This is a genomic window from Maribacter dokdonensis DSW-8, assembly GCF_001447995.1.
Taxonomy (GTDB): domain Bacteria; phylum Bacteroidota; class Bacteroidia; order Flavobacteriales; family Flavobacteriaceae; genus Maribacter; species Maribacter dokdonensis.
In genome coordinates, this window is the sequence record NZ_LDPE01000007.1 from 15662 (window position 1) to 41404 (window position 25743).

Sequence of the window (25743 nt, forward strand, 5' to 3'; positions counted from 1 at the left end):
TTTGTACGTTTTTGTTATAACAAAGTGTAAAATTAGATGATAAATAGCTGTCAATGCCAATTATAACAAAAAAGAAGTACCCATTGCTGAAATGTAAACTTTCAACAATGGGTGCTTAATGATCACGTATAGTTCCGGTTAGTTAGTATAGGGTGATATTGTTTTTATATGTCCATCTGGTTGGTGTTCTATTTCAATCATTTTAACCGAACGTAGGTGGGTAACACCACGTGAGAGACTACTGTCGTGATAGAATAAATAATACTTGTCTTTTATAGCGCAAATAGAGTGGTGGGAAGTCCAACCAACCACAGGCTCCAGAATTCTACCTCCATACGTAAAAGGACCATACGGAGTATCACCAATAGCATAACAAATGAAATGAGTGTCACCTGTAGAGTATGAAAAATAGTATTTGCCATTATACTTATGCATCCACGAAGCTTCAAAAAACCGACGGTCATTATCGGCTTCTAGCAATAAGTTTCCTTCGGTATCCAATATTTGAATTTCCTTAGGCTCTTCGGCAAACTCCAGTAAGTCATCTGTAAGTTTTGCAACTATGGGCAATAAAGCCGGTTCGTTTGGTGTAGGCAATTCATTATCTTCATGGTATGTATTGTTTCTGTATTTCTGTAACTGTCCGCCCCAAATACCTCCAAAATATAGGTAATAAGAGCCGTCTTCATCTTCAAAAACGGCTGGGTCTATAGAATAACTTCCTTTAATTGCTTCTGGTTGCGCCGTAAACGGACCGGTAGGACTATCAGAAACCGCAACACCTATTTGAAATATTCCATCAGCCTTTTTTGCAGGAAAATACAAGTAATATTTACCATCTTTATGTGCGGCATCTGGAGCCCACATTTGTTTTTCTGCCCAGGCTACATCATCAACATGCAACGCAATTCCGTGATCCGTAGCTTCACTGTTAATGCTATCCATAGAAAGCACATGGTAATCTTCCATGGCAAAATGGCTGCCTAAATCATCAAATGGAATATCTGATTCTATATCATGCGATGGATAAATATATATTTTACCATTAAAATAATGGGCAGATGGATCTGCAGTGTAAATGTGTTTTACCAAAGGTTGAGAAACCGCGTTTTTGTTCAATTCGTCAAAGTCAATATGATCTATACTTTCTTCTGGCATAATTAAGCTTTTCTTCTTGTTATTAAATCTTGTTCTATTTGGTTTTCCATTTTCTTGTTGATTTCATACAGAAATAATAGAGCAATGGCAATAAAAAATGATATGGCAGGATAAATACTTACCAGCATTTTTGTTCCCTCAATGGCGCTGTCTGGCTGTACAACTGTTTCTGTGGCGGCAAATTTCTTTGGGATGTAATTGTAGAGTCCCAATATCCAAGTTACCAGAGAGCTACCTATGGTTAATCCCAGTTTAAGCCCGATCATCATGGCGGAGAAAATGATGGCTGTTGCACGTCTGTTATTTTTCCATTCGGAATAGTCGGCAACATCTGCTATCATTGCCCATAAAAGCGGTATGGTTATTCCATAAAAGAAACCATGAAGTATTTGGGATAGAAACATAAGTTCTACAGAAGTAGCGGGGAAAAAATAGAATACCGCTATAAATAAGGTTGACACGAATAAGGCAGAACCAAAAACATCGCGTTTACCATATTTATCCGCTAAAGCTTTAGAAAGTGAAATGCCAACGATCATGAAAATAATTCCACCGGCATTGAACAGTCCAAAACCAGCGGATATTGGATCATCTCCAAAGAAATTAATCCCAACGGATTTTAAACTATTCAGTAATGGACCTATGAAAGTTGCCAAACTATTGGCATCTACATAATTCTCGAAATAATATACATAGGATCCGCCCTTCATGGCCAATGTGATAAATACAAGTGTGGTCAACACTAACATGATGATCCAAGGTCTGTTCTTCATTAAGTCACCTAAATCCTCTTTAAAGCTGGATTTTTGTTCTACTGTTGGTATGACCCTTTCTTTAGTGGTAAAAAAAGTAATTAGTAACATTACCGTGCCAATAATCGCCAAATAGGTCATGACAATTTCTATACCTACGGCCTTATTGCCATTACCTGCATATTGAATTATAGGCAGCATAAAAACCTGAACAAAGAACTGGGCGAACATTACCGCCACAAAACGGTATGATGAAATACTATTACGCTCTTTCATACTGCCCGTAATAACACCGCTCAAAGCGGCATAGGGCAAATTATTGGCTGCATAAAGTAACAGGAGTAGGGTGTAGGTTACAGCTGCATAGACCACTTTACCCGTATAACTAAAATCTGGTGTGCTAAAAGCTAATAGTGCTACTACACCCAACGGAACCGAGGTAAATAGGATCCATGGTCTAAATTTGCCCCATTTGCTTCTGGTTCTATCCGCTAAGGCTCCTACGATCGGATTAAACGCAAATGCCGCAAGCATACCTACGATGAATATAATCAATGATGCATCATTGGTTTCTAGACCGTAGATATCCGTGTAAAAATATGCCAAATAGGTTACCAAGGTTTGAAAAACCAAGTTTGCCGATAGATCCCCCAAGGAGTAACCTATTTTCTCTTTTAAAGATACTTTATGTTCGTTGTTCATTTAAAGTTGTTTGGTTATAATGTTTAATGAGTGCTGTCTTGCTTAATTTCCAAAACGCTATGGTATGCAGCTTTTGGTTGGTATGAACGGTCAAATAACAATGGGTAATTGGTTCTTTTTTCAATGGGCCAGTTGTTTAGCCAAGAGTGACCATCATTAATACCCCAAAAGGTAACCCTGCTGATCTTATCGCTATGTTTCACAAAAAGCTCAAAAATATCTTTGTAGCGTTTTGCCAATTGAGTGGCTACACTATCGGGTAATTGATCGGTATACGGATTCATATGTTCACTGCCTTCAAAATTTTGGCTTACCTCTGCGCCTTCCAGATCCCATGGGTTAGGTAATACGGTGATGTCCAACTCGGTCATCATCACTTTAATCCCTAAATCTGCATAAGCTAAAATGCTCGTTTCTATTTGTTCTAGTGTTGGGTCTTCTAATCCCCAATGCGCTTGCATGCCAATACCATCGATTTTAACACCTTCCTTTTGCAGCATTTTTACCAATTCAATAGCTCCTTTTCTTTTTTCTTCATGGGTCATGTTGTAGTCATTGTAATATAGCTCCGCTTTTGGGTCGGCTTCTTCTGCCCATTTAAAAGAGTTCACTAAATAATCTGGACCTAGCTTTTCTAGAAATAATGAATTACGCAATGTGCCGTCTTCGTTTAGAGCTTCGTTGACTACATCCCAACCGTGAATTTTACCTGTATACCTAGCAGCTATGGTCTGCACGTGATTTTTTAAACTGGCATTCAATTCTTCTGCAGATGTTATCTTCTCAACCCATTCTGCCAATTGACTATGCCAAACCAAATTATGGCCAATGAAGGCTATATTGTTTTTAGTACTGAAATCTATATAACGGTCAGCAGTTTCAAATTCAAATACGCCTTGTTGGGGTTCCATATACATCCATTTCATTGAATTTTCTGGCGTAATGGTATTGTATTCCTTTTTTATTAAGTTGGCGCCAAGACTATCTTTTAATGAAATTAGTGCATCATTTACAGCTGCACCAATTAGAAAGTTATCTGTAAAGGATTCTTTTAAGGATACTTCTTTTGTTTCTGGTAAAGGAGGTTTTTGATCTGCACAATTTACCATTAGAAAAAGAAGGGCAATAAAAGACAGATTTTTGATTTTTTTAAATAGAGCTGATGGGTTGTTTTTCATATGGAACATAATTGATTTTTAGTTTTTGAACAGACTCTAAAAATACAATTGGCAATTAAGTTCCATTAGAATTTATGGCGCATTAGATGCTAAAATTGTTGCATTATTATCAGTTGACACTAGTAATTGTGGACATTTTGATGATTGTAGGTCTTTAAATTGCAAAAATGATAATTTACTTAAAACGCAACTAGAAGGATAAAAGTTAAGTAGTACTTTTTAATTCTGTAGGTAGAATTCCAAATTCATTTTTAAAACACTTACTAAAGTAGGATGCAGATGAAAAACCAACTTTAAAACCAACTTCGCTAATGGAGTCGCTACCGCTTTCAATCATCTGTTTTGCTTTCTTTAAACGGATTTTTCTAATTAGTTCATTAGCCGTCATACCGGTTATGGCCTTTATTTTTCTATAAAGTTGACTTCTGCTCAATGACATGTCATCTGCCAAATGTTCTACATTAAGATCGGGCTCTCCCAGGTTTTCATTTACGTAGTCTAACACCTTTTGCATAAAGGTTTTATCTAAATTAGAGGTGTTATCTAAAAGGGTGATTTTATTCTTGTCGTTAATATTGTTCTCTAAGAATTGCTGTCTGCTTTCTATAAGCCTGTTAATGTAAGACTTCAACAGTTTCATTTCAAACGGTTTGTTGAGGTAGGCATCTGCACCAGAATCTATACCCTTAATTTTGTCACTGCTCATTGCTTTAGCTGTAAGCATAATTACAGGTATGTGACTGGTCTTTAAATCTTCCTTTATTTGTTTACAGAATTCAAAACCATCCATTTCTGGCATAATTACATCTGTAATGATAATGTCGGGAATTCCTTTTAGAGCAATTTGTAATCCTATTTTACCGTTTTCTGCCTCTACAACGGTATAATCAGCTCTTAGTTTGTTCTTTAAATAGATTCTTAACTCGGTGTTGTCTTCTACTATTAAAATTGTCTTTTTGTTCTCAGTTTCAAGATCAAATAGTGCATTAGATGAAACATCTTCCATAGCATATTCTTCCTCAATATCCTTATTTGCTTTACCGGTAGGAATACTTAGTTCTGATGAGTCTAAGTGGTCCTTGCCTAGAGGAAACAATAAGGTGAATTTGGTGCCTTGACCGAATTCACTTTCTACTTCAACCATCCCTTTATGGAGTTGTACAAAGCTTTGCACAAGCTCTAGACCAATTCCTGTACCTGAGCTGCCAAAATACTGTTGCGTTTTATCAGATGCTTGATAGAATCGTTTAAATATATGCTCTATATCCTCTTTGTTAATTCCCGATCCCGTATCTTCAATACTGATTTCCAATGCATTTCGGGGAGTAGAATCATTTAAAAGCGGGAAAACTACCTTATGCATGTGGGCATAAATACCTAAGGTTATAACGCCGTTTTCCGGTGTAGCCTTAAATGAATTTGATAACAAATTGAAAATGACCTTTTCAAGTAAACCGGGGTCTCCCCAAAAATCCATTTCAATATTGTCATCCGTTTCTGTACTGAGCAATATATTTTTTTCAAAGGCCTCTTCTTCAAAGTGCTTTGTGATTTCCTTTACAAACTTATAGGCATTTATCTTAGAAGAATTCAATGTCATTTTATGTAAATGCAGTTTTCTAAAATCCATCAGCTCGTCTATTAAATTTTTTAGACGTTGTGCATTCCGGTATATTATTCTATGTTTTTCTTTCAACCCTTTGTTGAGCTTGTAATTATTGGTTTCCATGATATCCATGATAGGATTCATAATCAAGGTAAGGGGAGTTCTAAACTCGTGCGAAATGTTGGTGAAAAATTGAATTTTCTTTTCATTTAGAAGTTCTTCTTGTTGACGTTGCGATCTTTCTAATTGAATAATTCTTCGTTCTTCCCTTCGTTTGTTCAAATACCAATTAATAATATATACCAAACCTATAATGAAAAGTACGTAGGCACCAACGGCCCATTTGGTGGCCCACCACGGAGCGAGTATGGTAATTGGTAATTGCAAGGGGCTTTCTGTCCAAACCCCATCATTGTTGGAGGCTTTTACATGAAAAACATAATCGCCGGGATAGAGGTTGGTGTAGGTGGCGGTTCTATTGTTACCTACATAGTTCCAATTATCCTCTAAACCTTCTAGATAGTACGCGTAATTATTGTTGTTGGCCCTGGTAAAATTAATAGCTGCAAATTCTAGGGTAAAGACATACTGTTTGGCATTTAAGGTTAAATGTTCTACTTGGTCTATGTTTTTTTGTATCGGTGAATCTATATCATTTGGTTTTACAGATGTGTTGAATAATTTTAAGTCTGTAAAGTAGACTCTAGGTTCATGACCGTTTTTTAAAATGTTCGTAGGGTTGAAATAGTCTATGCCTTCGTAATTGCCAAAATATAGGAGTCCGTCATTGTCTTTGGTTACGGCGTTATAATTAAAGTTATTGGCGAGTAAACCATCTTCTTTGTTGTAGTTGAAGATTTCATTCGTAATAGTATCTATCATGGATAGGCCACTATCTCCACCAATCCAAATATTTCCATTATTATCTTCTATGATCGATGAAACATTTTCAAGTTCAAGACCGTTTTTAGTATTGAACCATTCAATGGTATTCTGTTTGCTATTGATTTTGCAAACACCTTTTTCATAGGTGCCTAACCAGATATTCTTTTGGCTATCCTGAAAGAGTGCTCTTGAATTAATATTATTTTCTACCGAGCTGTCACCCGTAATAATTTCATTAAAAACCTGAGTTACAAATTTTTCTTCATTGTTTTTATAGGCTTTTAGAAGGCCATAAGGACCACCGATCCAAATATGATCATTATCGTCTATAAGAATTGATCGTATATGTCCTTCTTTACCAAGTGACGTGTTAAATGAGGCGTCAGCATGATTATTAAAAAGTCTGGTTCCTGGGTCAAAGGAGTGTAAGCCTCCAAAAAACGTAGCGATCCATATTTTGCCATTGGTATCTTGAGCAAAGTTTGTAATACTATTGGATGTTAAACCGCCATTTGTATTATTGATAGTATAATTGATGACCTTGTTACCATTTTTAGGTAGGAAGTAGATACCAGAGCTCCATGTACCTGCCCATAAGTTTTCATCGTTATCTAAGAACAAGGTTTGAATATCTAATTTTTCTAAGGACTTGTAATTTTGGTCATCGCTTAGGTGATGAAATTCTTGTGTTTTTAAATTGTATTTATCAATACCGCCGCCATCCATACCGATCCACAAATTGTTATCGGTATCTTGAAGTATACCTGTAACAGAAGGAGATTGTAATGAGTTTGTACTATAGGGCAGACTTTGTATGTCTTGAAACTTATCGTAGAATTTGTCATATACCCCAATGCCTTTATTATAATATCCCAACCAAATTCGATCTTGGTTGTCTACGAAAACCGACCAAATTGAATTTGATCGAATACTGTTTGGGTCAAACTTATCATAAGTATAATTGTAAATAGGATTTCCAAATGTATCCAATACAAAGACGCCATCATTTTCAGTAGCGCAAATTATGGTTTGGTTATCAAGCTTTTTAATACCGAATATTCTTTTATCGGTAAATGAAAATTGTTGGGAACTAAAAACACCTTGATTATTTCTAGTTAGTTTTAAAAGACCTTTAGAAAAAGTACCTACCCAAATATTATGGTTTTCATCAACCGATAACGACTGTATGGCGTAGCTATTTTTATCGTTGCCTATTTTTTGTTCGTTTAGAATATCTTTTTCTGCATTGTAGTGATATAGGCCTAAATTAGAACCGATCATCATATTGCCTTGGGGTAGAGAAACAATAGCGTTAATGACAGACTTGCTGCCGTTTGAAGCTAAAGCATCTCTGATTTCTGAAATTTTGTTTGTGATCGGGTCTAAGGTGTATAGGCCATGTGCTTGGGTGCCTATAAACAATAACCCTTTTGAGCTCTCATTTATAGAGAACACAGGTACATCTTTTATGCCTTTTGAATTATAACTTGTGAAATTGTTCAAAGTTCTATTGTAAAGATTAAGACCTTTACTAGTGCCCACCCAAAGTTGATCTTTTGAGTCTAAGTAAATAGTGTGCACAATAGAACTGTTAATTGAAGTACTATCTGTAGAATTTTGTTTAAATGCCTTTAAATCGGTGCCATTATAGTTGTAAAGCCCTTCACCATATGTTGCAATCCAAATAAGTCCGTCGTTATCTTGTAAAATTCCCGTAATGGCACTTTTTGGTATGCCTTCATCTATAGTTACAAAATTATATCTATCGGCAATAGTTTGCGACTGCCCAAAGGTGGCTAAGCTTATTAAGCATACAATAATTGCGATATTAAGTCTCATAAACTATAACTTTAATTAAAAGAGGTGTTTTTAAAAATATAATTATTTAAAGGTTTAAATATGATTGGGCATTCAATTATAGAAATAAGAAAATCTTAGGTAACCTTTGTAATTATAGGTTTGTTTTATCTTCCCCCTATGTAGTACAAGGTGTGAATGCCATAGTTTTTTTAAGTCTCTACTATGTATTAAATAACGATAACCTTTTCGTTAATTCCATTTTACAAATTGTAAATAATCATTGTTTTTGGCTGCAAGTATGTATTTGTCTTGACTTCCTTTTTGTATGATACCCATAGCCTTTACGTCACCAGGTATAAACAAACCACTGTCATTAGCTGAAACGGGAGAAAAATCACCTTTGCCATTGCCTTTTAAGAACAAGCCGTAGCCAGCATCATTACGCGGGGTTTCTACTTCAGATACCAAAAGGTTTCCGGCCAATAGAATATCCAGATACCCATCTTTGTCATAATCGTTGACCAAAATTTCGTTTACACTTGATATTTGGGCTTCTACGGGCAATTGATGTACTTTAAACTTACCGTCCTTATTTTCTAAGTACACGCTTGCAAATGACTTTACTTGGTAGTGAAGTGATGATTGCAATGAACGTTCAGTATAAACATCTTCTAAAGTAGCTTCTGCAAAGCTCTCATAGTTTTGGAATTTCTGTTTTATCGCCGGGATCTGTTGAGATGAACATTCACGCCCTCTTAAAGGATATTGCTTTCCGTCATTATAGTAGCTCAATACTATATCGTCTTTATTATCCTTGTCAAAATCGTTAACAAAGATGTCAAAGGTTTCGTTTTCAGTTGCTTTGTATTTATAGTTTAGGCCATTATTGCCAACTACATAATCCGTATCACCGTCTTGGTCAAAATCACCTTGTTCAATACTCCACCACCAACCGGTAGTGTCAGAGCTTAGCCCCATATCTTCAGAAACTTCTATAAATCCGTCAGGAGTGTTTTTAAATGCTTTAATTGGCATCCATTCCCCAACAACAATAATATCATTTCGGCCGTCTTGGTCAAAATCAGTAATTACGGCACTGGTTGCCATTCCTAAGTTCTTAAATGCATTTGGCTGTAATTTTTTGTGCACTTGAAATTTTACGCCATTGTCATTACTTATATTTTCCAAAATATAACTACTTGAAGGGCTAGGATAATTACCTGGTACTTGTCTGCCCAACACTAAAAGGTCTTCATCACCATCATTATCAAAATCGGCATTGTATGCCTTAGAACCACTGGAAATGACATTTGGCATAAGGGTTTCTGGTACCTTGGTAAATTCACCGTTTCCATCATTGAGGTACAATCTGTCTCTAAGTAAATTGTCGGTTTTTGTAAACTCATATCCACCACTTACCACATAAAGATCTTTATCACCATCGTCATCGGCATCGAAAAATAGAGCTCCAGTGTCTTCACTTAAAATATCTTCGTCAAGAAAAGAACTGCTCTGTTGTACAAAACCGGAATCATTTTGTATGAATAATGCACCTTTTTGTTCTGCAGATCCGCCGATATAGTAATCGTCCAATCCATCTCCGTTAACATCGGCAATGGCTAAAGCGGGACCAAAAGCTGACATTTGGTGAGGTAAAAGAACTTGCGTAGCAAAATCATCATGGTAATTTTCAACATGCTTGTATTCCGGAAAAAATTGGGTGGTATCCGTAGTAAATATTCTTGGGGATTCTGTAGTAGTGGTAGCTATTTTAGTCGCTTCTTTATTTGCGAAAGTTAGTTTTTGGTTGCTATTTATATTTTTTTTGATTTCTTCCTTACCATTGTTCCAAACTACTTTAATTTCGTCTATTGTGGTATGTTTACCAACACCAAAATGTAATTCTGGAGCTACAGATGACTGAAATCCTCTAGATAAGGTGAGTTCTTGTACTTGGGTTACACCATCTGTAGTAACATAGACCCTGTTGCCCAGACCCATAGTGTTCTCATCATCACTTTTAAAATTTACAGTAACGAAGTTGTTGGTTTCAGAACTATTGTTTTTAAATACCGAAGCTTTATCATCTATGTTGTTGGTAATGATTTCAAGATCCCCATCATTGTCTAGATCTGCGTAAACAACCCCATTAGAAAAACCCTTGTAATCTATTCCCCAAATGTCATTTGCCATTTCAAAATCTAGATTGCCATTATTTCTAAAAATGAAATTCTCTATTTTTTCTGAAGGTATACTGTTGCTCAGTTGGAGTAGGGTATCTTCTTTGATTTTTATTTTATCTAATTTATTAAAGTAGTCATTGTTATTGATTTCTTTTCTTGTTCCGTTTGATACGAATAAGTCTTTATTGCCATCATTGTCAAAATCAGCGAACAATGGTCCCCAACTCCAGTCAGTAGATGAGGTGCCGGTAATTCTAGATACGTTTGAAAAATGAGGGATGCCATCTGTATAAATGCCTGAATTAAGTTGCATACAATTATGCATGTATTGGTAATGAAAACCTGCATTGACAACTGCCCAAAATAAGTTTGGATTCATGCTGGCCATATTTGCTTTTTTTCTTCGGTTGCTTCTGGCATCCATATCTACCTGGAAAATATCTAGATTGCCGTCGTTATTAATGTCGGCTATATCTGTTCCCATACCATAGAAAGCAGTATGCGCTGTAGCTTCTTTAACCACCTCTTTAAATGTACCGTCTTGGTTGTTGATATACATAAAATCTGGTGAGTTGAAATCATTGGAAACATAAAGGTCCGGCCAGGTGTCGTTATTTATATCACCTACGGTAGCACTTAATGTTAAGCCAAAATTTTTAAGACCGGCTTCTTCTGTTACATCAATAAATTTATTGCCGTCATTTCTGTATAAGTGATCGGACTCTGAAGACTTTGGGTTCTTCATTTTAAAGGAATAGTAGAAAGTAGGAGACGTAAAGTTGGTAGGAGGGTAGTTGGCAACATAGACATCTAAATCGCCGTCCTTGTCATAGTCAAAAAAAGACGCTTGTACACTGTTACCATTATCGGCAAGCCCATATTCGGAAGCTTGCTCAGTAAAAGTGCCATCGGTATTATTAATGAACAATTGGTTTTCTTTTGGAGAGAATTTTCCACTTACGGAGCAGTAAATGTCCAGAAATCCATCTCCATTTATATCTGCCATGGTAACCCCCGTGTACCAGCGGTTATCACCAGCAACACCTGCAGTGGCGGTTATATCTTCAAATTGCAAATTACCTTTATTGAGGTATAATTTATTGGAAACTTGATTTCCGGTAAAAAAAAGGTCTGGCAGCCCGTCATTATTGATGTCACCTGTAGCAACGCCACCACCCATATATAGATAAGCATAAGTGAAATAGTTTAGGGAATCGTTTTCGGTAAGTACATTACTAAAATCAATTCCGCTTTGGCTAGCATCTAAGCTTGAGAAAATTTTGCCATTAACAGCCTTGGTTTTTTCACTACAGCTTATATATACAAATAAGCCCAATGAGCAAATAAATAGCCTAAGAGCAATTGATGATTTCATAGTATCAAATTTAGTTTTCAAAATAAGGTATTCTTAGCAAGTATATAGAAAAAGCAGCATGTTTTAACATGCTGCTCCAATCAAACTAAACTAACTCAACATAACTCTCTTAATAACCAGGATTCTGGTCTGCCGCCGTTATGTTTTCATTTGAGGATATTTCTCTATCCGGTATGGGCCAAAGCTCATTTTTTCCGGTTTGAAAATTAGTCCCTGCCAATTCTGTGTCGGTCAAATTCCATCTTAAAATGTCATTAAAACGTACTTGCTCTCCTGCCAATTCAACTTTTCTTTCATGAACAATAGCCTCAAACACTTCAGCTTTAGAAAGACCGTATGGCAAATCATCCAATGTTGCTCTTTCACGAACTTCATTGATCAAGTCAATAGCATTATCTTGAGAACCTACTTCGTTTTCACATTCAGCTTTCATCAATAACACATCTGCATAGCGTAAATATTTAAAGTTTATGCCAGACTCTTGATCTTCGTTGGCATCTTTGTAATAGTTCTGGTATTTTTTCCAACCAGCTCTTCTTTGGTCACCAGCAGTCAACATTTCGGCTGTAACCACTCCGCCAGCAAACGTATCGCCTACAGAATAAAAACTACCGGCATATCTTGCATCGCCATCTTCAAACTCATCTAACAAATCATTTGATGGAAAAACATTGAACCAATCATTAAAACCATATTCTTGACCTCTAAAAGTAGCTTCGTTTGGACCTGCACCCGTAACCGATGAGTCCCATTTTGCACTTGCCCCCAAAGCATCATCATATTCAATTTCAAAGATAGATTCTACACCATGTTCGGTTTCCTCCGTGAAATTGTCAAAATAATTTGGTTCTAGTGAGTAGCCCGAAATTTTATTGAATTCTGCTAATGCCAAAGCATGTTCTCCTCTGTATAGGTATACTTTGCCTAATAGTGCGATGGCTGCACCTTTGGTAGCTCTACCATTATCTTCTTCACTTTTGTCCAGTAAACTAGAGGAGGCTGCCTGTAAATCTGATATGATCAACGCATAAACTTCATCGGCAGTTGACTTGGCAACCCCAACCGTAGTTGTAGGTATTTCAGTAATTAAAGGCATGTCTCCAAATCTGGTTACCAAAAGAAAGTTATATAGCGCACGTAAAAATTTAGCTTCACCAATAAACTTTTGCTTGGTAGCGTTACTAACCAAGCCTTCATCTATGGCGTTGATAGCTTCTTCATTACCAATTACAAAATTTGCTTTGTTGATGCCTCTATAGCAACTTTCCCAGTAGTCTGCAATAGGACCGTGGCTAGAATCAAAGGAGAAATCTAAATACTGCCTTTTGTCCGCTTCTAATTGCGGATTACCATCATTTTCATGAGACATGTTGTCTTGTGAGAAAAACATATGTCTGCTGTAAAGTCCTCGAGTTTGCAAATTTGCATATGCCGCATTGACGGCAGATTGAACTTGGGCTTCTGTCTTAAAAAATGTATCTGGGGATAGACCGTTAGGGTTTACCAGTTCCAGATCATTTTCGCTACACGCATTTATGATCACCAAAGCGGTGAATAGCGCGAATGTTGAAAAAATTATTTTTGTCGATTTCATATTTCTTTTCTTTAACAATTAAAATGATACTTGTAAACCTATTAAGTAAGTCTTAGGCTGTGGATAGGCACCTCTATCAATACCATACTCGAATAAATCACCATTACCAACTTCTGGATCTAAGCCCGAGTAGTCTGTTATAGTTATTAAGTTTTGACCACTTACATAGATTCTAAACTTTGAGAATAGTTCACTACCAAATGCATTGCTAGGTATGGTATAACCAATGGTCAAGTTCTTTAATCTGGAAAAAGAACCATCTTCTACAAAACGATCGGATAATTGTAGGTTTTGTGGAGCTCCGCCTGCTCTAGGAATAGTTGTTGACGGGTTAGTCGGTGTCCACCTATCCAATACACTTACGCCTGAGTTAAATAACCTTGGCATACCCTCTAGGTCATAGATGTTGGTGTTGTAAAGGTCTCTTCCATAAATTCCTGTCCAGAACATATTGAAATCCCAGTTTTTATAATCAGCACTTAAGTTTAGACCATAAGTAAGATCTGGTAATGGATCACCAATAATTGCCCTGTCTTCTGATGTAATGTCGCCATCGTTATTTAAATCTTTAAACCTAATATCGCCCGGCTGTACCGTAGTTTGATCTGGGTTTGCAGTAAATACAGCGTCCACTTCAGCTTGGTTTTGATAAATACCATCTGTAACTAGACCAAAGAAGTGAAATAAAGATTCGCCCTTTACAACTCTTGTAATATTCTGGTTTTCAAAATTACCGCCAACTAGTTCATCTACACCGCCTAACGATAATGCTTCGTTTGAGCTTGTAGAAAGGTTTAAGTTTGCAGACCATTTAAAGTCGCCTTCAAAGTCATTGAACCCTAAGCTCAGTTCAAAACCTGTAGTTTCAACAGATCCAACATTTCTTACTTGACTACCTTCATTAATACCCAAAGATGTAGAGGTAGGCACTCTAATTAGAAGATCGTCACTTCTATTTTCATAATATTCAAGAGCTGCAGTAAACTTGTCGTTTGCAAAACCTAAATCTACACCAACGTTAAGTTGTCTTGTTTCTTCCCATTTTAAATCAGGATTTTCAAGTCCGAAGGCTGTAGTGCCAACAGCATTGGAACCAGCAATAGGATATAGGAAGTTGTTGACCAACGTGGCACTGTATAGGTAGTTATCAATACGGTCATTACCAGAGTATCCTAAACTACCTCTTAATTTTAAGGTGCTAACATTGGTGTTTTCCATGAAATTCTCTTTTGCAATGTTCCATCCTAAGGCATATGAGGAAAACCATCCCCAACGATTATTCGCCCCAAATTTGGCTGATGCATCACGTCTTAAAGAAACTGCGGCAATGTATTTGTCATCGTAGTTGTAGTTTAATCTCCCTAGAAAACCCAATCTGTTATACTCAAATGAAGTACTCTGTAAACTAGAATCTTCATTAGAAAGTTCATCTATTTCATCTGAAACAGAATTTCTACTATTGGCATTTAAACTGGTGCCTTGACTTTCAAATTTTTCTGAAAGTAATAATGCCTCAAAATTGTGGGCATCGCCAAATGTAGTGTTGTATGTTAAGCTATTGGTGAAAATTATAGTTTGTCCTGCCGAGTTGTTTTTGGTAATAGATGCGAAAGCTTGCTGATGGGTACCACCTAAACTGTCATCATTGTAAGAAGGTATAAATCTATCACTTGTTCCTTTGTAATAATCTAAACCAACCTGCGATTTAAACTTCAATCCTTCTATAATATCATACTCTGCAAAAATGTTACCTACCAATGCAAAAGTGTTATTAACGGCATTACCATGCTTTAATATTCTCACTGGGTTTTCTGCATCTTGTCCGTCACCCGCACTATTTGGTCCTTGGAAACCTCCTAAGTTGTTAGAGTTGTAAACAGATAAATAGGGGGCAGCTTTAATTGCATGCTCTAAAAGTGAACGATCACCAATACCGGTTGGATCAGGATTTTGCTTATTGAAATTGATCGACATGTTTTGACCTAATTTTAGTTTGCCAAAGGTGAAGTCGCTATTTGCTCTAAAAGAATATCTCTGAAAACCAGTTTCGATAATGATACCTTCTCTTTCAAAATAACCACCTGAAATTCTAAAATTACTTGTTTCACTACCGCCAGAGGCAGCCATATCATAGCTTCTAATTAGACCTGTGGTGTAAATCTCATCTTGCCAATTGGTGTTTAAACCTGATGTAGAAGAAGGTGTATTAGGTACTATGCCCCAAGCGTCACTTGCATATTGTAAATATTGTTCTGTATTCAGAACATCATAACGTTGGTTGTTCTGCTGAAAACCGGTATGTGCATTAAAAGATAATTGTGTTTTACCACTTTTTCCTTTTTTAGTAGTTACGATAATAACACCGTTAGAACCTTGTGCACCGTATACGGCAGTGGTTGACGCATCTTTTAATACGTTAATGGTTTCAATGTCGTTTTGGTTTATGCCTGATAGGTTTCCTACAATTACACCATCAACAACAAATAATGGAGAGTTATTGCCAAAGGTTCCCAGACCTCTAATAGTGATTGATGGCTCTGAACCTGGTGCACCTGTATTTACAACAGAAATACCTGCAGCACGACCTTGTAAGGCTTCCGTGGCATTAGCAACGGGAACTGCATTTAAATCTTCGGATTTTACGCTAGATATGGCTCCTGTTACTGCAGCCCTACTTTGTGCGCCATAACCAACGACTACAACTTCATCTAAAGCTTGAGCATCTATTTCCATTGATACAGTAATGGAAGATTGCCCGTTGATAGAAATTTGTTGAGAAACGTAGCCAATGTAACTAATGGATAATGTACCGTTAGATGGTACGTTGGATAATGTGAAATTACCATCAAAATCAGTTTGTGTACCATTTGTTGTACCCGTCACCACAACCGATGCTCCAGGGAGCGGAGTCCCTGTTTCATCAGAAACTACACCAGATACGGTAGAAGTTTGTGAGTGGGCCAATTGCCCCAACATTGCAATAAATGCAATGAATGTCATTTTGAGTTTAGTCATAATTAATTAAGTTTTAAGTTGTTATTTAGGCGTAATCAATTCTAGGAATACACCACTCAACAAATATAAATTGAGGCTGTTACGGGCAGTAAAACAAATGAAGCGAACTCTAGTAATTATGAAGCAAACGGCAAGTGGTTAATAGGGATACGGTAATATTGTACAGTATTTTTTACGATAATGTTATTTTATAATTAAGTGGTTTGTATAATTCTTATTTAAAGTATTTATTATTGTTTATTTGATAATGAGGGTTTGGTAGATTCTTCAAAATATGCAGGTGTAAAGTGGTATATAAATTAAATATATCTTTGGGAACCTTATTGATTATCTATGATGTTTAAAAATTGGATTTTAGTGTTCGTTTTTACAGGTGCTTTATTAGCATGTAAAAATCAAAATAAGAATACAGATTTAAGTACGGAGAGTGAAAATCACCAATTCACCAATGAACTAATAAAGGAGACCAGTCCTTATTTATTACAACATGCTCATAATCCTGTAAATTGGAAACCATGGTCATCTGAAGCTTTTAAAAAAGCGGCAGATGAAAATAAACTCGTAGTCTTAAGCGTGGGGTACTCTACTTGTCATTGGTGTCATGTTATGGAGGAGGAGTCTTTTGAAGACTTGGAGGTCGCCAAATTAATGAATGAGAAGTTTGTGAGTATTAAGGTGGATCGTGAAGAACGGCCAGATTTGGACATGGTGTACCAAACGGCTCTTCAACTGGTCAATGGTACTGGTGGGTGGCCAATGAATGCCATTATTATGCCCAATGGGAGCCCTGTTTTTTTGGGTACTTACCATGAAAAGGAGAATTGGAAAAATATTCTTCTAAAATTCAGTACCGAATATGAAAAGAACCCGGAGAAAATGCATGAATATGCCACTATGCTTTCAGAAGGTGTTCAGGAGGTGTATAATCAACCTGCAAATCAAATAGCTAATGCTATATCGCCAAACATAATTGAAAACGGTATATCTAGCTGGTCTAGTTTATGGGATAATGAGTGGGGAGGAAACCAAGGGGAGCAAAAATTTATATTGCCTACCAACTTGATAATGTTGTTAGATTATGCCGTGCTAGAACAAGATGAAAATGCTAAAAATCATGTGCTTAAGACATTGAACAGTGTAGTGCATGGTGGAATTTATGACCATGTGGATGGTGGATTTTTTAGATACAGTACCGATCATATGTGGAAAGTTCCTCATTTTGAGAAAATGTTATATGATAATGCACAATTGATTAACCTGTTATCTAAGGCGTATAAACTTACAGGTAATGAAGAATTTAAAGTGGCAGTAGAGGAGACCTTTAAATTTTTACATACCGAAATGAGAAACGAGCAAGGGGGCTACTTTAGCGCTATGGATGCAGATACCGATGGGGAAGAGGGCTTGTATTATATCTGGAAGAAAGATGAATTGCAAGATTTGCTTCAAAATGATTTTGAGCTCTTTGCCCAATACTATGGAATTGTAGATGGTGAAGTTTGGGAAGATGGGAATTTTGTATTGTACAATAAAATTTCAAAAAATGAATTTTTACAGACTAATACATTAAATGAAGAACAGCTGAATGAAAAACTTGGAAAATGGAAGAAACTTCTAAATCAAGCAAGACAGAAAAGAACAAAGCCAAAAAAGGATTATAAAATATTGACCTCATGGAATGCTCTTTTAATTGATGGTTATTTGGAAGCTTATAAAGCATTTGGCGATGATAATTATTTAAACGAGGCTATTTCCGTTTATAATTATCTCACAGCTAATAATTATACCAATGGTCAATTGGTACATTCTTATACGAAAGATAGTAAGCAGCGAGAAGTGTTTTTAGAGGATTTCGCGTTTCTAGCAAAGAGTGCATTCTCTTTATTTGAAGTGACAATGGAAACCAAGTATTTGGATCTTTCAAAGGAGCTGATGCAAAATGCAGAACAGAAATACAAAAGCAATTCGGTATTATATTACTATAATATAGCTAATGACTTGGTTCCTAGTATCATTAATACTTCAGATGGTGTTGTGCCTTCCGCCAATGCCATAATGGCTCAGAACTTTCTAAAAATTGGTCATTTGGAGTATAACACCGACTATTTGAAAAAAGCAGAAACCATGGGTGCATTGGTAACTTCAGATTTTGAGAACCATGCCGTTAGTTATGGTGCCTGGGGCTCTTTGCTTTTGCAGCAAGCATATCCTTATTATGAAATTGTAATAGTTGGTGAGAATGCTGAACAATTGTTATCGCAAATGAGCAAGACCTATATTGCCAACACCATATTGGTGGGAAGTAAATCGGAAAGTGAAATTTCTTTGTTTAAGGATCGCTATATTGATGAGGATACGTTTATATATGTATGTCAAAATAACACCTGTAAACTACCGGTAAAGACAATCGATGAAGGGTTTCAGCAAATGGTTTCGTTTGGATATAAAGGATTTAAGGGGAGCAACTAAATAATATTTCCTTTTTATAGTTTTCAATGGTCATTTTTTTAAAGATGATGTAAGCTAAACTTTGCTTTTGATGATAATTTAAATAAGATTTGTAGTACAATAAAAAATAGATAGCATGCCAGGTTTTGAGTTGTTTGGGGAAAAGGAAAAAAGTCAAGTTCAAGATGTTTTGGATTCAGGGGTATTAATGCGTTATGGTTTTGACGGTATGCGTAACAACCATTGGAAGGCTTTAGAACTGGAAGCTGCACTGGCAAAACGAATGAATGCAAGATATGCACAGCTGGTAAGTAGTGGTACCGCAGCATTAACGGTGGCCCTGGCGAGTGCGGGTGTAGGAGCGGGAGATGAGGTGATTATGCCAACTTTTACATTTGTGGCTAGTTTTGAGTCTATTTTGGCTATTGGGGCCGTACCTATTTTAGTTGATGTGGATGATACCTTGACCTTAGATCCGGTTGCCGTTGAGAATGCAATAACTGAGAAAACAAAGGTGGTGATGCCGGTACATATGTGTGGTTCTATGGCGGATCTAAAGGCATTAAAAGCTATTTGTGATAAACATGATTTTCTATTGTTAGAAGATGCTTGCCAGGCAATAGGAGGTAGCTTTGACGGAAAGCCCTTGGGTAGTTATGGTGATTTGGGTTGTTTTTCTTTTGATTATGTAAAAACGATTACTTGTGGTGAAGGCGGGGCCGTTATCACCAACAATGAAAAATATAAAACCAATGCAGATCATTACTCAGATCATGGTCACGATCATGTAGGAAATAATAGAGGTACTGAAGAACATCCTTTTTTAGGTTATAATTATAGAATTTCTGAATTGAACGCGGCCGTAGGGTGCGCGCAAATAGAACGCTTAGATGATTTCTTGGCCATACAGGAAAAACATTATGCAATAATAAGGGAAGAACTTAGTGTTCTGCCAAATATTGAGTTTAGAAGAGTACCGGTTGGGGGCGTAGAGAATTATTCGTTTATATCGTTCTTTCTACCAACTGCGGAATTGGCAAAAAAAGCACACACAGCATTGGGCGATGCAGGTGTAGATGCCTGTTTTTATTGGTTTGATAATAATTGGCATTACTATAAAAAATGGGAGCATTTAACTTATAAAAGATCTTTAGGTAAATTACCTCAAGAGGTTGTTAACCAGTTGCCTGACTACTCAAATTCTGATTTTTCAAAATCGGATGCTTGGGTAGGTAGAACCATTTCTTGCCTCATCAAATTGAGTTGGACAGGCGAACAGGTGGCTGAACGTGCGGCAACAATGAAACAAGTATTGGCAAAGTTTGCTTAACCGAATTATATCTTAATAAGATACATACTCTACAATTTCCAATCCGTAGCCAACAATGCCTACACGTTTAGCTTGGGTGCTATTGGTCATTAATTTCATTTTATGAATACCTAGATCATGTAGTATTTGGGCTCCTATACCAAAGTCTCTATTGTCCATTTCAATTTTTGGAGCTTTTTGAACACCTTGTTTTTGTAATTCTTTAAGCTCTTTTAACCTTGAAAGTAGGTTCATTGATTCTGAATCTTGATTAATGAATACTATGGCACCTTTGCCTTCATCATTAATTTTTTGAAACATCTGTTCTAGCTGCTCATCTGGATTATGGGTTAAGGTTCCAAGAATATCATTATTGATCAACGTAGAGTTTATTCTCGTCAAAATCTTATCGTCAGATGACCATGTACCCTTTGTTAGTGCAATATGAACATGATTGTTGGTGGTTTGCTTATATGCCCTTAATCTAAACTCACCAAAACGGGTTGTAATATTGAAATCGGTTTCTTTATTGATTAGACTGTCATGTTCCATTCGGTAAGCAACAAGGTCTTCTATGGAAACAATTTTTAAGTCGAATTTTTTGGCAACATTTACTAGTTCTGGCAAACGTGCCATAGTACCATCTTCATTCATTATCTCAACGATAATTCCGGCAGGTTTTAATCCGGCCAATCTTGCAAAGTCTATAGCGGCTTCTGTATGTCCTGTTCTTCTTAATACACCACCTTCTTTGGCAACTAATGGAAATATATGCCCTGGTCTTGCTAAATCATGCGGTTTGGTATCGCTCTCAGTCAAGGCTATAACCGTTTTTGAACGGTCACCGGCAGATATGCCCGTAGTAACTCCTTTACCTCTTAAATCTACGGAGACGGTAAAAGCCGTTTCTAAAGGGTCGGTATTGGTACTTACCATCATGTGTAGACCTAAGTCTTTGCAGCGACCTTCGGTAAGTGGTGCACAGATTAGACCTCTACCGTGTGTAGCCATAAAATTGACCGTTTCTGGTGTGGCCAATTCGGCTGCAGCTAAAAAATCTCCTTCATTTTCACGATTTTCATCATCTACAACGATAATTACTTTACCGGCGCGTATGTCTGCAATCGCTTCTTCAATACTATTCAATTTAATATCACTCAAATCTTTCATTTTTAAGCTTCAGCTTTATCTTTTTTCTTAAATAATTTTTTGAAGAAATCGGCTATGAAACCAAAATCCATCATTCCCTTATCTTCGGTAGCTCTTTTGGTCAAATACACTCCCAACGGAAGCATTATAAGTGTTGATAACCACGCCCCCAACATTGGATGAATGTTTCCTTCTTTTGCGTAATTTCCGGCGAATACACCAATGAAATAATAAATAAGGAAAAGTACAATGGCGATGACCATTGGTAACCCTAAGCCACCCTTTCTTATAATAGCGCCTAATGGGGCACCTACAAAGAACAATATGATACATGAAAAAGCCAATGCATATTTATTATGTAAGGAAAGTATATGCATGTTGTAAATTTTATACCGCTTCTGTAATTCTTCTTTCTTTCCACTTACGGTACCTAAAATGCTGCTAGTAGCGTTTTTAGCGCTGCTTAAAATCTGTATTTGTTGCCAATCTGGAAATAGGACTAAAAAGTTATCCGTTATAGAATCTTGAAAGGCTGTATTTTGTTTTGCCTGTAATGCTTTGTTTTCTATAATGGAGTCTTTTTTTCTAACCATGTCAGATTTGGTAGAATCTTTGTTTTTGGGCATTAAAGGTGTAAACATTCCTGTTCTTCCTTCAATATTTTTAGAAAACGCGCGTACAATTCTAAAATTATCTCCTCGTAAAGAATCGATATCCTTTTTTAGTCGGGATATATTCTTCATTTTATCGGTACTAATATCTCTTTCTTCCTCAAGGTCATCGTTATTGATCTCAGGAATTTCAATATTCATAGTGTACGTATCAAAATCTGCTTGAGCAAAAGGGAATTTCATTTTATTTTCACTGCTCTTGGTCTGTACGTCTTCATATAGATGCCCGTCTTTTAATACTAGCTGTATAATGTCAGAGTCTTCGCTACTGATCAATTCGCCGGTTTTAGACTTAATAACTCTGGTGTTCACGTTATTTGCAGATTTTGTATGAATAATGACGTTCTTTAAAAACCGGTCATTTTCACCGTATTTTTCATCAACCTTAATATTCATACCTTCAAAATCACTAAAGACACCTTCTGCTACAACTGCGGCTGGTTTTACCTTAGCTATGTTTCTACGTAGATTGTATATTTTTCGTTGCGAAAGAGGAATAACATTATTGGCAAAGAAAAAGGTTACTCCGCCTAAAACTGTTACAAAAATGATTAAGCTTAACATGGACCGTTGCAGTGAAATACCTGAGGCTTTCATGGCAGCGAACTCATAATTTTCGGCAATTGAACCAAATGTTAAAATAGATGATAACAGTACTGTTAATGGTAGAACCTTTTCTGTAAGATCTGGCATTAGGTAAAATAGAAATTTACCTATAATAACAATGTCTAGACCTTTACCGGCTAAATCATCAATAAAAAGCCAAATCGTTTGAAATATGAAGATGAACATCAATATTACAAACGAACTGACAAAATTAAAGACGAACCTTGATAGGATATATCGGTCTAGTATTCTCAATAGTTCTAATTTCTTATAATGAAATAGCCTTCATCTTTATATTTGGCTTCGTCAAAAGTAAATAAGGTTTTGGACAAATCTTGATCTGTTTTAAAAGAATTAACAGTGATCGTAGTCTTGGTACCGTTTTTACCTGTCTCAATTAATTTGTAGATATGCTTAGTGCCCATATCAATACCCAATAATCTAGATTTGATCTCGGTGTCAGAGTCAATAGGTGTTAACTTAACATATTGAATTTTTCTACCTTGTATATTCTGTAAAATGTCCCATGCATAGTTATGTCCTTCCTTGTAGAATGTCAACATTTTAGAAGGTGTCATGGCATTTTCATCGTCAGATTTATCTTCTATGGTTACTTCTTCGTTTTCAGGAACAATAGTATACACTTTATTACCATCAAAAATCTGTTGTGATCCAAGGTAATTGAACATGTATTTATTGCCGGCAAGTGTAACGTCGCCTCTTGTTTCTTGATTAATACCTGCTTCTGCATTCTTTAAATCGAATTTAAAGTCAACAAAAATGTTGTCGTAACCCTGTACTTTGTTATATACTTCATCTAATAAAGCTTTTGCCTTATCGGAATTTTGCGCATTTGCAAAAGCTGTAGATAACATAACCGTTAATACAATAATAATTTTTTTCATCTCTTTTTTTAATATTATTCGTTATCCAATATTTGTTGAAGGGCCACCATATCAGACACATAAACTTGTCTTGCCTTGCTGCCTTCAAACGGACCTACAATTCCAGCTGCTTCTAATTGATCAATGATTCTACCGGCTCTATTGTAGCCAAGTTTTAATTTTCTTTGAATTAAAGAGGCAGATCCCTGCTGGGCAATAACAATGACTTCAGCAGCTTCACGGAACTTAGAATCCCTTTCCGACACGTTATTATCAAGACTCGTGCCAGAATCTTCACCAACATATTCGGGAAGCTCATGCGCATCGGGGTAGGCGCGTTGACTACCAATAAACTCTACTATTTTAGCCACTTCCGGCGTGTCTACAAAAGCACATTGAATACGTGTGACATCATTACCTTGCGTAAACAACATGTCACCTCTACCAATTAATTGATCGGCACCTGCTGTATCTAAAATGGTTCTTGAATCTATTTTTGAAGTTACCCTAAAGGCTAACCTAGCCGGGAAATTGGCTTTGATAATACCAGTAATAACGTTAACCGATGGTCTTTGTGTTGCAATGATCAAATGTATACCAATAGCCCTTGCCAATTGAGCTAGTCTGGCTACCGGTGTTTCAACCTCTTTACCTGCGGTCATAATTAAATCTGCGAACTCATCAATAACCAATACGATATAAGGCAAGAACTTATGTCCATCATTAGGGTTAAGTTTTCTGGCCTTAAACTTGGTGTTGTACTCTTTTAAGTTACGAACCATTGCCAATTTCAGTAACTCATACCTATTGTCCATTTCAATACAAAGCGAGTTCAGGGTATGAATTACTTTGGTATTGTCAGTAATAATAGCTTCTTCCGAATCTGGAAGTTTGGCCAAGAAATGACGTTCAATTTTGTTGTAAAGGGTAAGCTCTACTTTTTTAGGGTCTACTAGAATAAATTTAACTTCTGCAGGATGCCTTTTATACAATAACGAGGTTAAAACCGCATTTAATCCAACAGATTTACCTTGACCTGTAGCACCTGCCATTAGTAAGTGTGGCATTTTTGCTAAATCTACCACAAAGGTTTCATTACTAATGGTTTTACCAAAAGCAATAGGCAGTTCCATTTCGGCTTTTTGAAATTTGCTTGATGCAATTACCGAGCGCATAGAAACTATGGTAGAATTTTTATTAGGAACCTCAATACCAATGGTGCCTTTACCCGGAATAGGGGCAATTATACGTATACCGAGTGCAGCCAATGATAATGCAATATCATCTTCTAGATTCTTGATCTTACTGATTCTTACACCAGCTTCCGGTACAATTTCATATAAGGTTACTGTAGGACCTATGGTTGCCTTAATTTGGGCAATACCAATTTTATAATTTTTGAGGGTTTCAACAATTCTATTCTTGTTCTCCTCTAATTCTTCCTGATTTATGGTAATACCCCCAGTTGTACCATGTTGGTCTAAAAGATCAATGTGTGGAAATTTATAATTTCCTAATTCAAGAGTAGGGTCAAACTCACCAAAATCGTCTACTAACTTATTGGCCAGTACATCTATTTCTTCTGGCTCTTCAATAACTTGCTCAACTTCCATAGCCAAAGTTTCCTCAGGTTCTGGTGCAGTTATTTCAAAATCACTTAAATTATCTTCCTCTTTTTCTAAATGGGGAATTTCAGTTTTATGGGTATAGGTGTCTACAACCACTGGAGCTTCTTCTTCAAGAGAAGTAGTTAGCAATGCTTCTTCCTCTTCTAAAGATTTCTTTTTGTTTGCCTTACGTTCTTGGTTTGCTTTAAACTCTGTAGTTATGGCTTCTTTTCTTGATTTAAAGAAAGCTGAAATTCCTTCAGGAGTAACTTCAAACAAACGAACGAGAATAAAAATAAGACCAAAGACCAATAATAATAAAACACCAATTTTACCTGCGTAATCTTGAAGAAAATCGTTCATTTCAAAACCAACTAAGCCGCCTAATAATGGACTTGTAGTTGCAAAGAACCCAAGGGCAATTGAAATCCAGATGACAAAAAGTAAACCCCAAATCCATTTCTTAATGAGCGCCTTAGATGGTAGACCTAAGAATAGGTAGATTCCACTAATACATATTAAAAAAGGGAATATAAGTGAAGCAACTCCAAATCCTTTATACATGAAAAAATGACTGATACTAGCGCCAAATTTATTCAGAAGATTTTTTGCAAGTTCATTCCTGTCCTTGAACTCGGACAATAGGCTTTGGTCATCTTGCCAGTTAAAGTAAAACGATATAAAAGAGAAAAACAGCGCTATACTAAATAGCATGAGCAAACTACCCAAAATGATTTTATTCTGTTTGGATAATTTAAACGGTGATCGTTTTTTAGTAGGTTTTGGCTTTGATTTAGATGCCTTTTTTGCCATTAAAACTT

General features: G+C 36.4%; 13 protein-coding genes. 2 read left to right on the plus strand and 11 right to left on the minus strand.

All coding sequences use genetic code 11. The annotated features are described in order from the left end of the window. Nucleotides 1-138: 138 nt before the first annotated feature. The 7 genes from I600_RS17230 to I600_RS17260 form a co-directional block, all read right to left on the minus strand. The gene (locus I600_RS17230) at nucleotides 139-1158 is read right to left on the minus strand and encodes a glycoside hydrolase family 43 protein (RefSeq protein WP_058105816.1); all 1020 of its coding nucleotides are present in this window, start codon (nucleotides 1156-1158) and stop codon (nucleotides 139-141) included. Between the two features lie 2 nt (nucleotides 1159-1160). Then, nucleotides 1161-2612 carry an MFS transporter gene (locus I600_RS17235; protein WP_058105817.1) on the minus strand — a complete coding sequence of 484 codons (1452 nt, stop codon included), beginning with the start codon at nucleotides 2610-2612 and terminating at the stop codon, nucleotides 1161-1163. Between the two features lie 23 nt (nucleotides 2613-2635). Next, complete coding sequence (locus tag I600_RS17240; RefSeq protein WP_245188914.1) at nucleotides 2636-3799, minus strand: endo-1,4-beta-xylanase; 1164 nt, start codon at nucleotides 3797-3799, stop codon at nucleotides 2636-2638. A gap of 196 nt (nucleotides 3800-3995) precedes the next feature. Continuing rightward, on the minus strand, nucleotides 3996-8120 hold the full coding sequence (locus I600_RS17245) for a hybrid sensor histidine kinase/response regulator transcription factor (protein WP_058105818.1): 4125 nt from the start codon (nucleotides 8118-8120) through the stop codon (nucleotides 3996-3998). Between the two features lie 210 nt (nucleotides 8121-8330). Continuing rightward, entirely contained in the window at nucleotides 8331-11639 is a 3309-nt protein-coding gene (locus I600_RS17250; RefSeq protein ID WP_058105819.1) for a VCBS repeat-containing protein, read from the minus strand. A 109-nt stretch (nucleotides 11640-11748) separates the two neighbouring features. Further along, the gene (locus I600_RS17255) at nucleotides 11749-13233 is read right to left on the minus strand and encodes a RagB/SusD family nutrient uptake outer membrane protein (protein WP_058105820.1); all 1485 of its coding nucleotides are present in this window, start codon (nucleotides 13231-13233) and stop codon (nucleotides 11749-11751) included. 18 nt (nucleotides 13234-13251) lie between these two features. Next, nucleotides 13252-16248, minus strand: coding sequence for a SusC/RagA family TonB-linked outer membrane protein (locus I600_RS17260; RefSeq protein ID WP_058105821.1), 2997 nt, complete (start codon nucleotides 16246-16248; stop codon nucleotides 13252-13254). Between the two features lie 333 nt (nucleotides 16249-16581). Between I600_RS17260 and I600_RS17265 the strand changes: the two genes are divergently transcribed. Both I600_RS17265 and I600_RS17270 read left to right on the plus strand, forming a co-directional pair. After that, nucleotides 16582-18717 carry a thioredoxin domain-containing protein gene (locus tag I600_RS17265; RefSeq protein ID WP_082643021.1) on the plus strand — a complete coding sequence of 712 codons (2136 nt, stop codon included), beginning with the start codon at nucleotides 16582-16584 and terminating at the stop codon, nucleotides 18715-18717. 115 nt (nucleotides 18718-18832) lie between these two features. Beyond that, a complete protein-coding gene (locus I600_RS17270) occupies nucleotides 18833-20026 on the plus strand; it encodes a DegT/DnrJ/EryC1/StrS family aminotransferase (RefSeq protein ID WP_058105823.1) in 1194 nt (397 codons plus the stop codon). Between the two features lie 12 nt (nucleotides 20027-20038). Here I600_RS17270 and ribB read toward each other — a convergent pair whose 3' ends face one another. From ribB to I600_RS17290, 4 genes are all read right to left on the minus strand, one after another. Next, a complete protein-coding gene (gene ribB, locus I600_RS17275) occupies nucleotides 20039-21175 on the minus strand; it encodes a 3,4-dihydroxy-2-butanone-4-phosphate synthase (protein WP_058105824.1) in 1137 nt (378 codons plus the stop codon). 2 nt (nucleotides 21176-21177) lie between these two features. Continuing rightward, nucleotides 21178-22617: an LptF/LptG family permease gene (locus I600_RS17280; RefSeq protein ID WP_058105825.1), complete on the minus strand. Its 1440-nt coding sequence runs from the start codon at nucleotides 22615-22617 to the stop codon at nucleotides 21178-21180. Nucleotides 22618-22691: 74 nt separating this feature from the next. Next, nucleotides 22692-23336 (minus strand): LolA family protein, encoded by a 645-nt coding sequence (locus I600_RS17285; RefSeq protein WP_058105826.1) that lies wholly within the window; start codon nucleotides 23334-23336, stop codon nucleotides 22692-22694. Between the two features lie 14 nt (nucleotides 23337-23350). Beyond that, nucleotides 23351-25735 carry an FtsK/SpoIIIE family DNA translocase gene (locus I600_RS17290; RefSeq protein ID WP_058105827.1) on the minus strand — a complete coding sequence of 795 codons (2385 nt, stop codon included), beginning with the start codon at nucleotides 25733-25735 and terminating at the stop codon, nucleotides 23351-23353. Nucleotides 25736-25743: the final 8 nt, after the last annotated feature.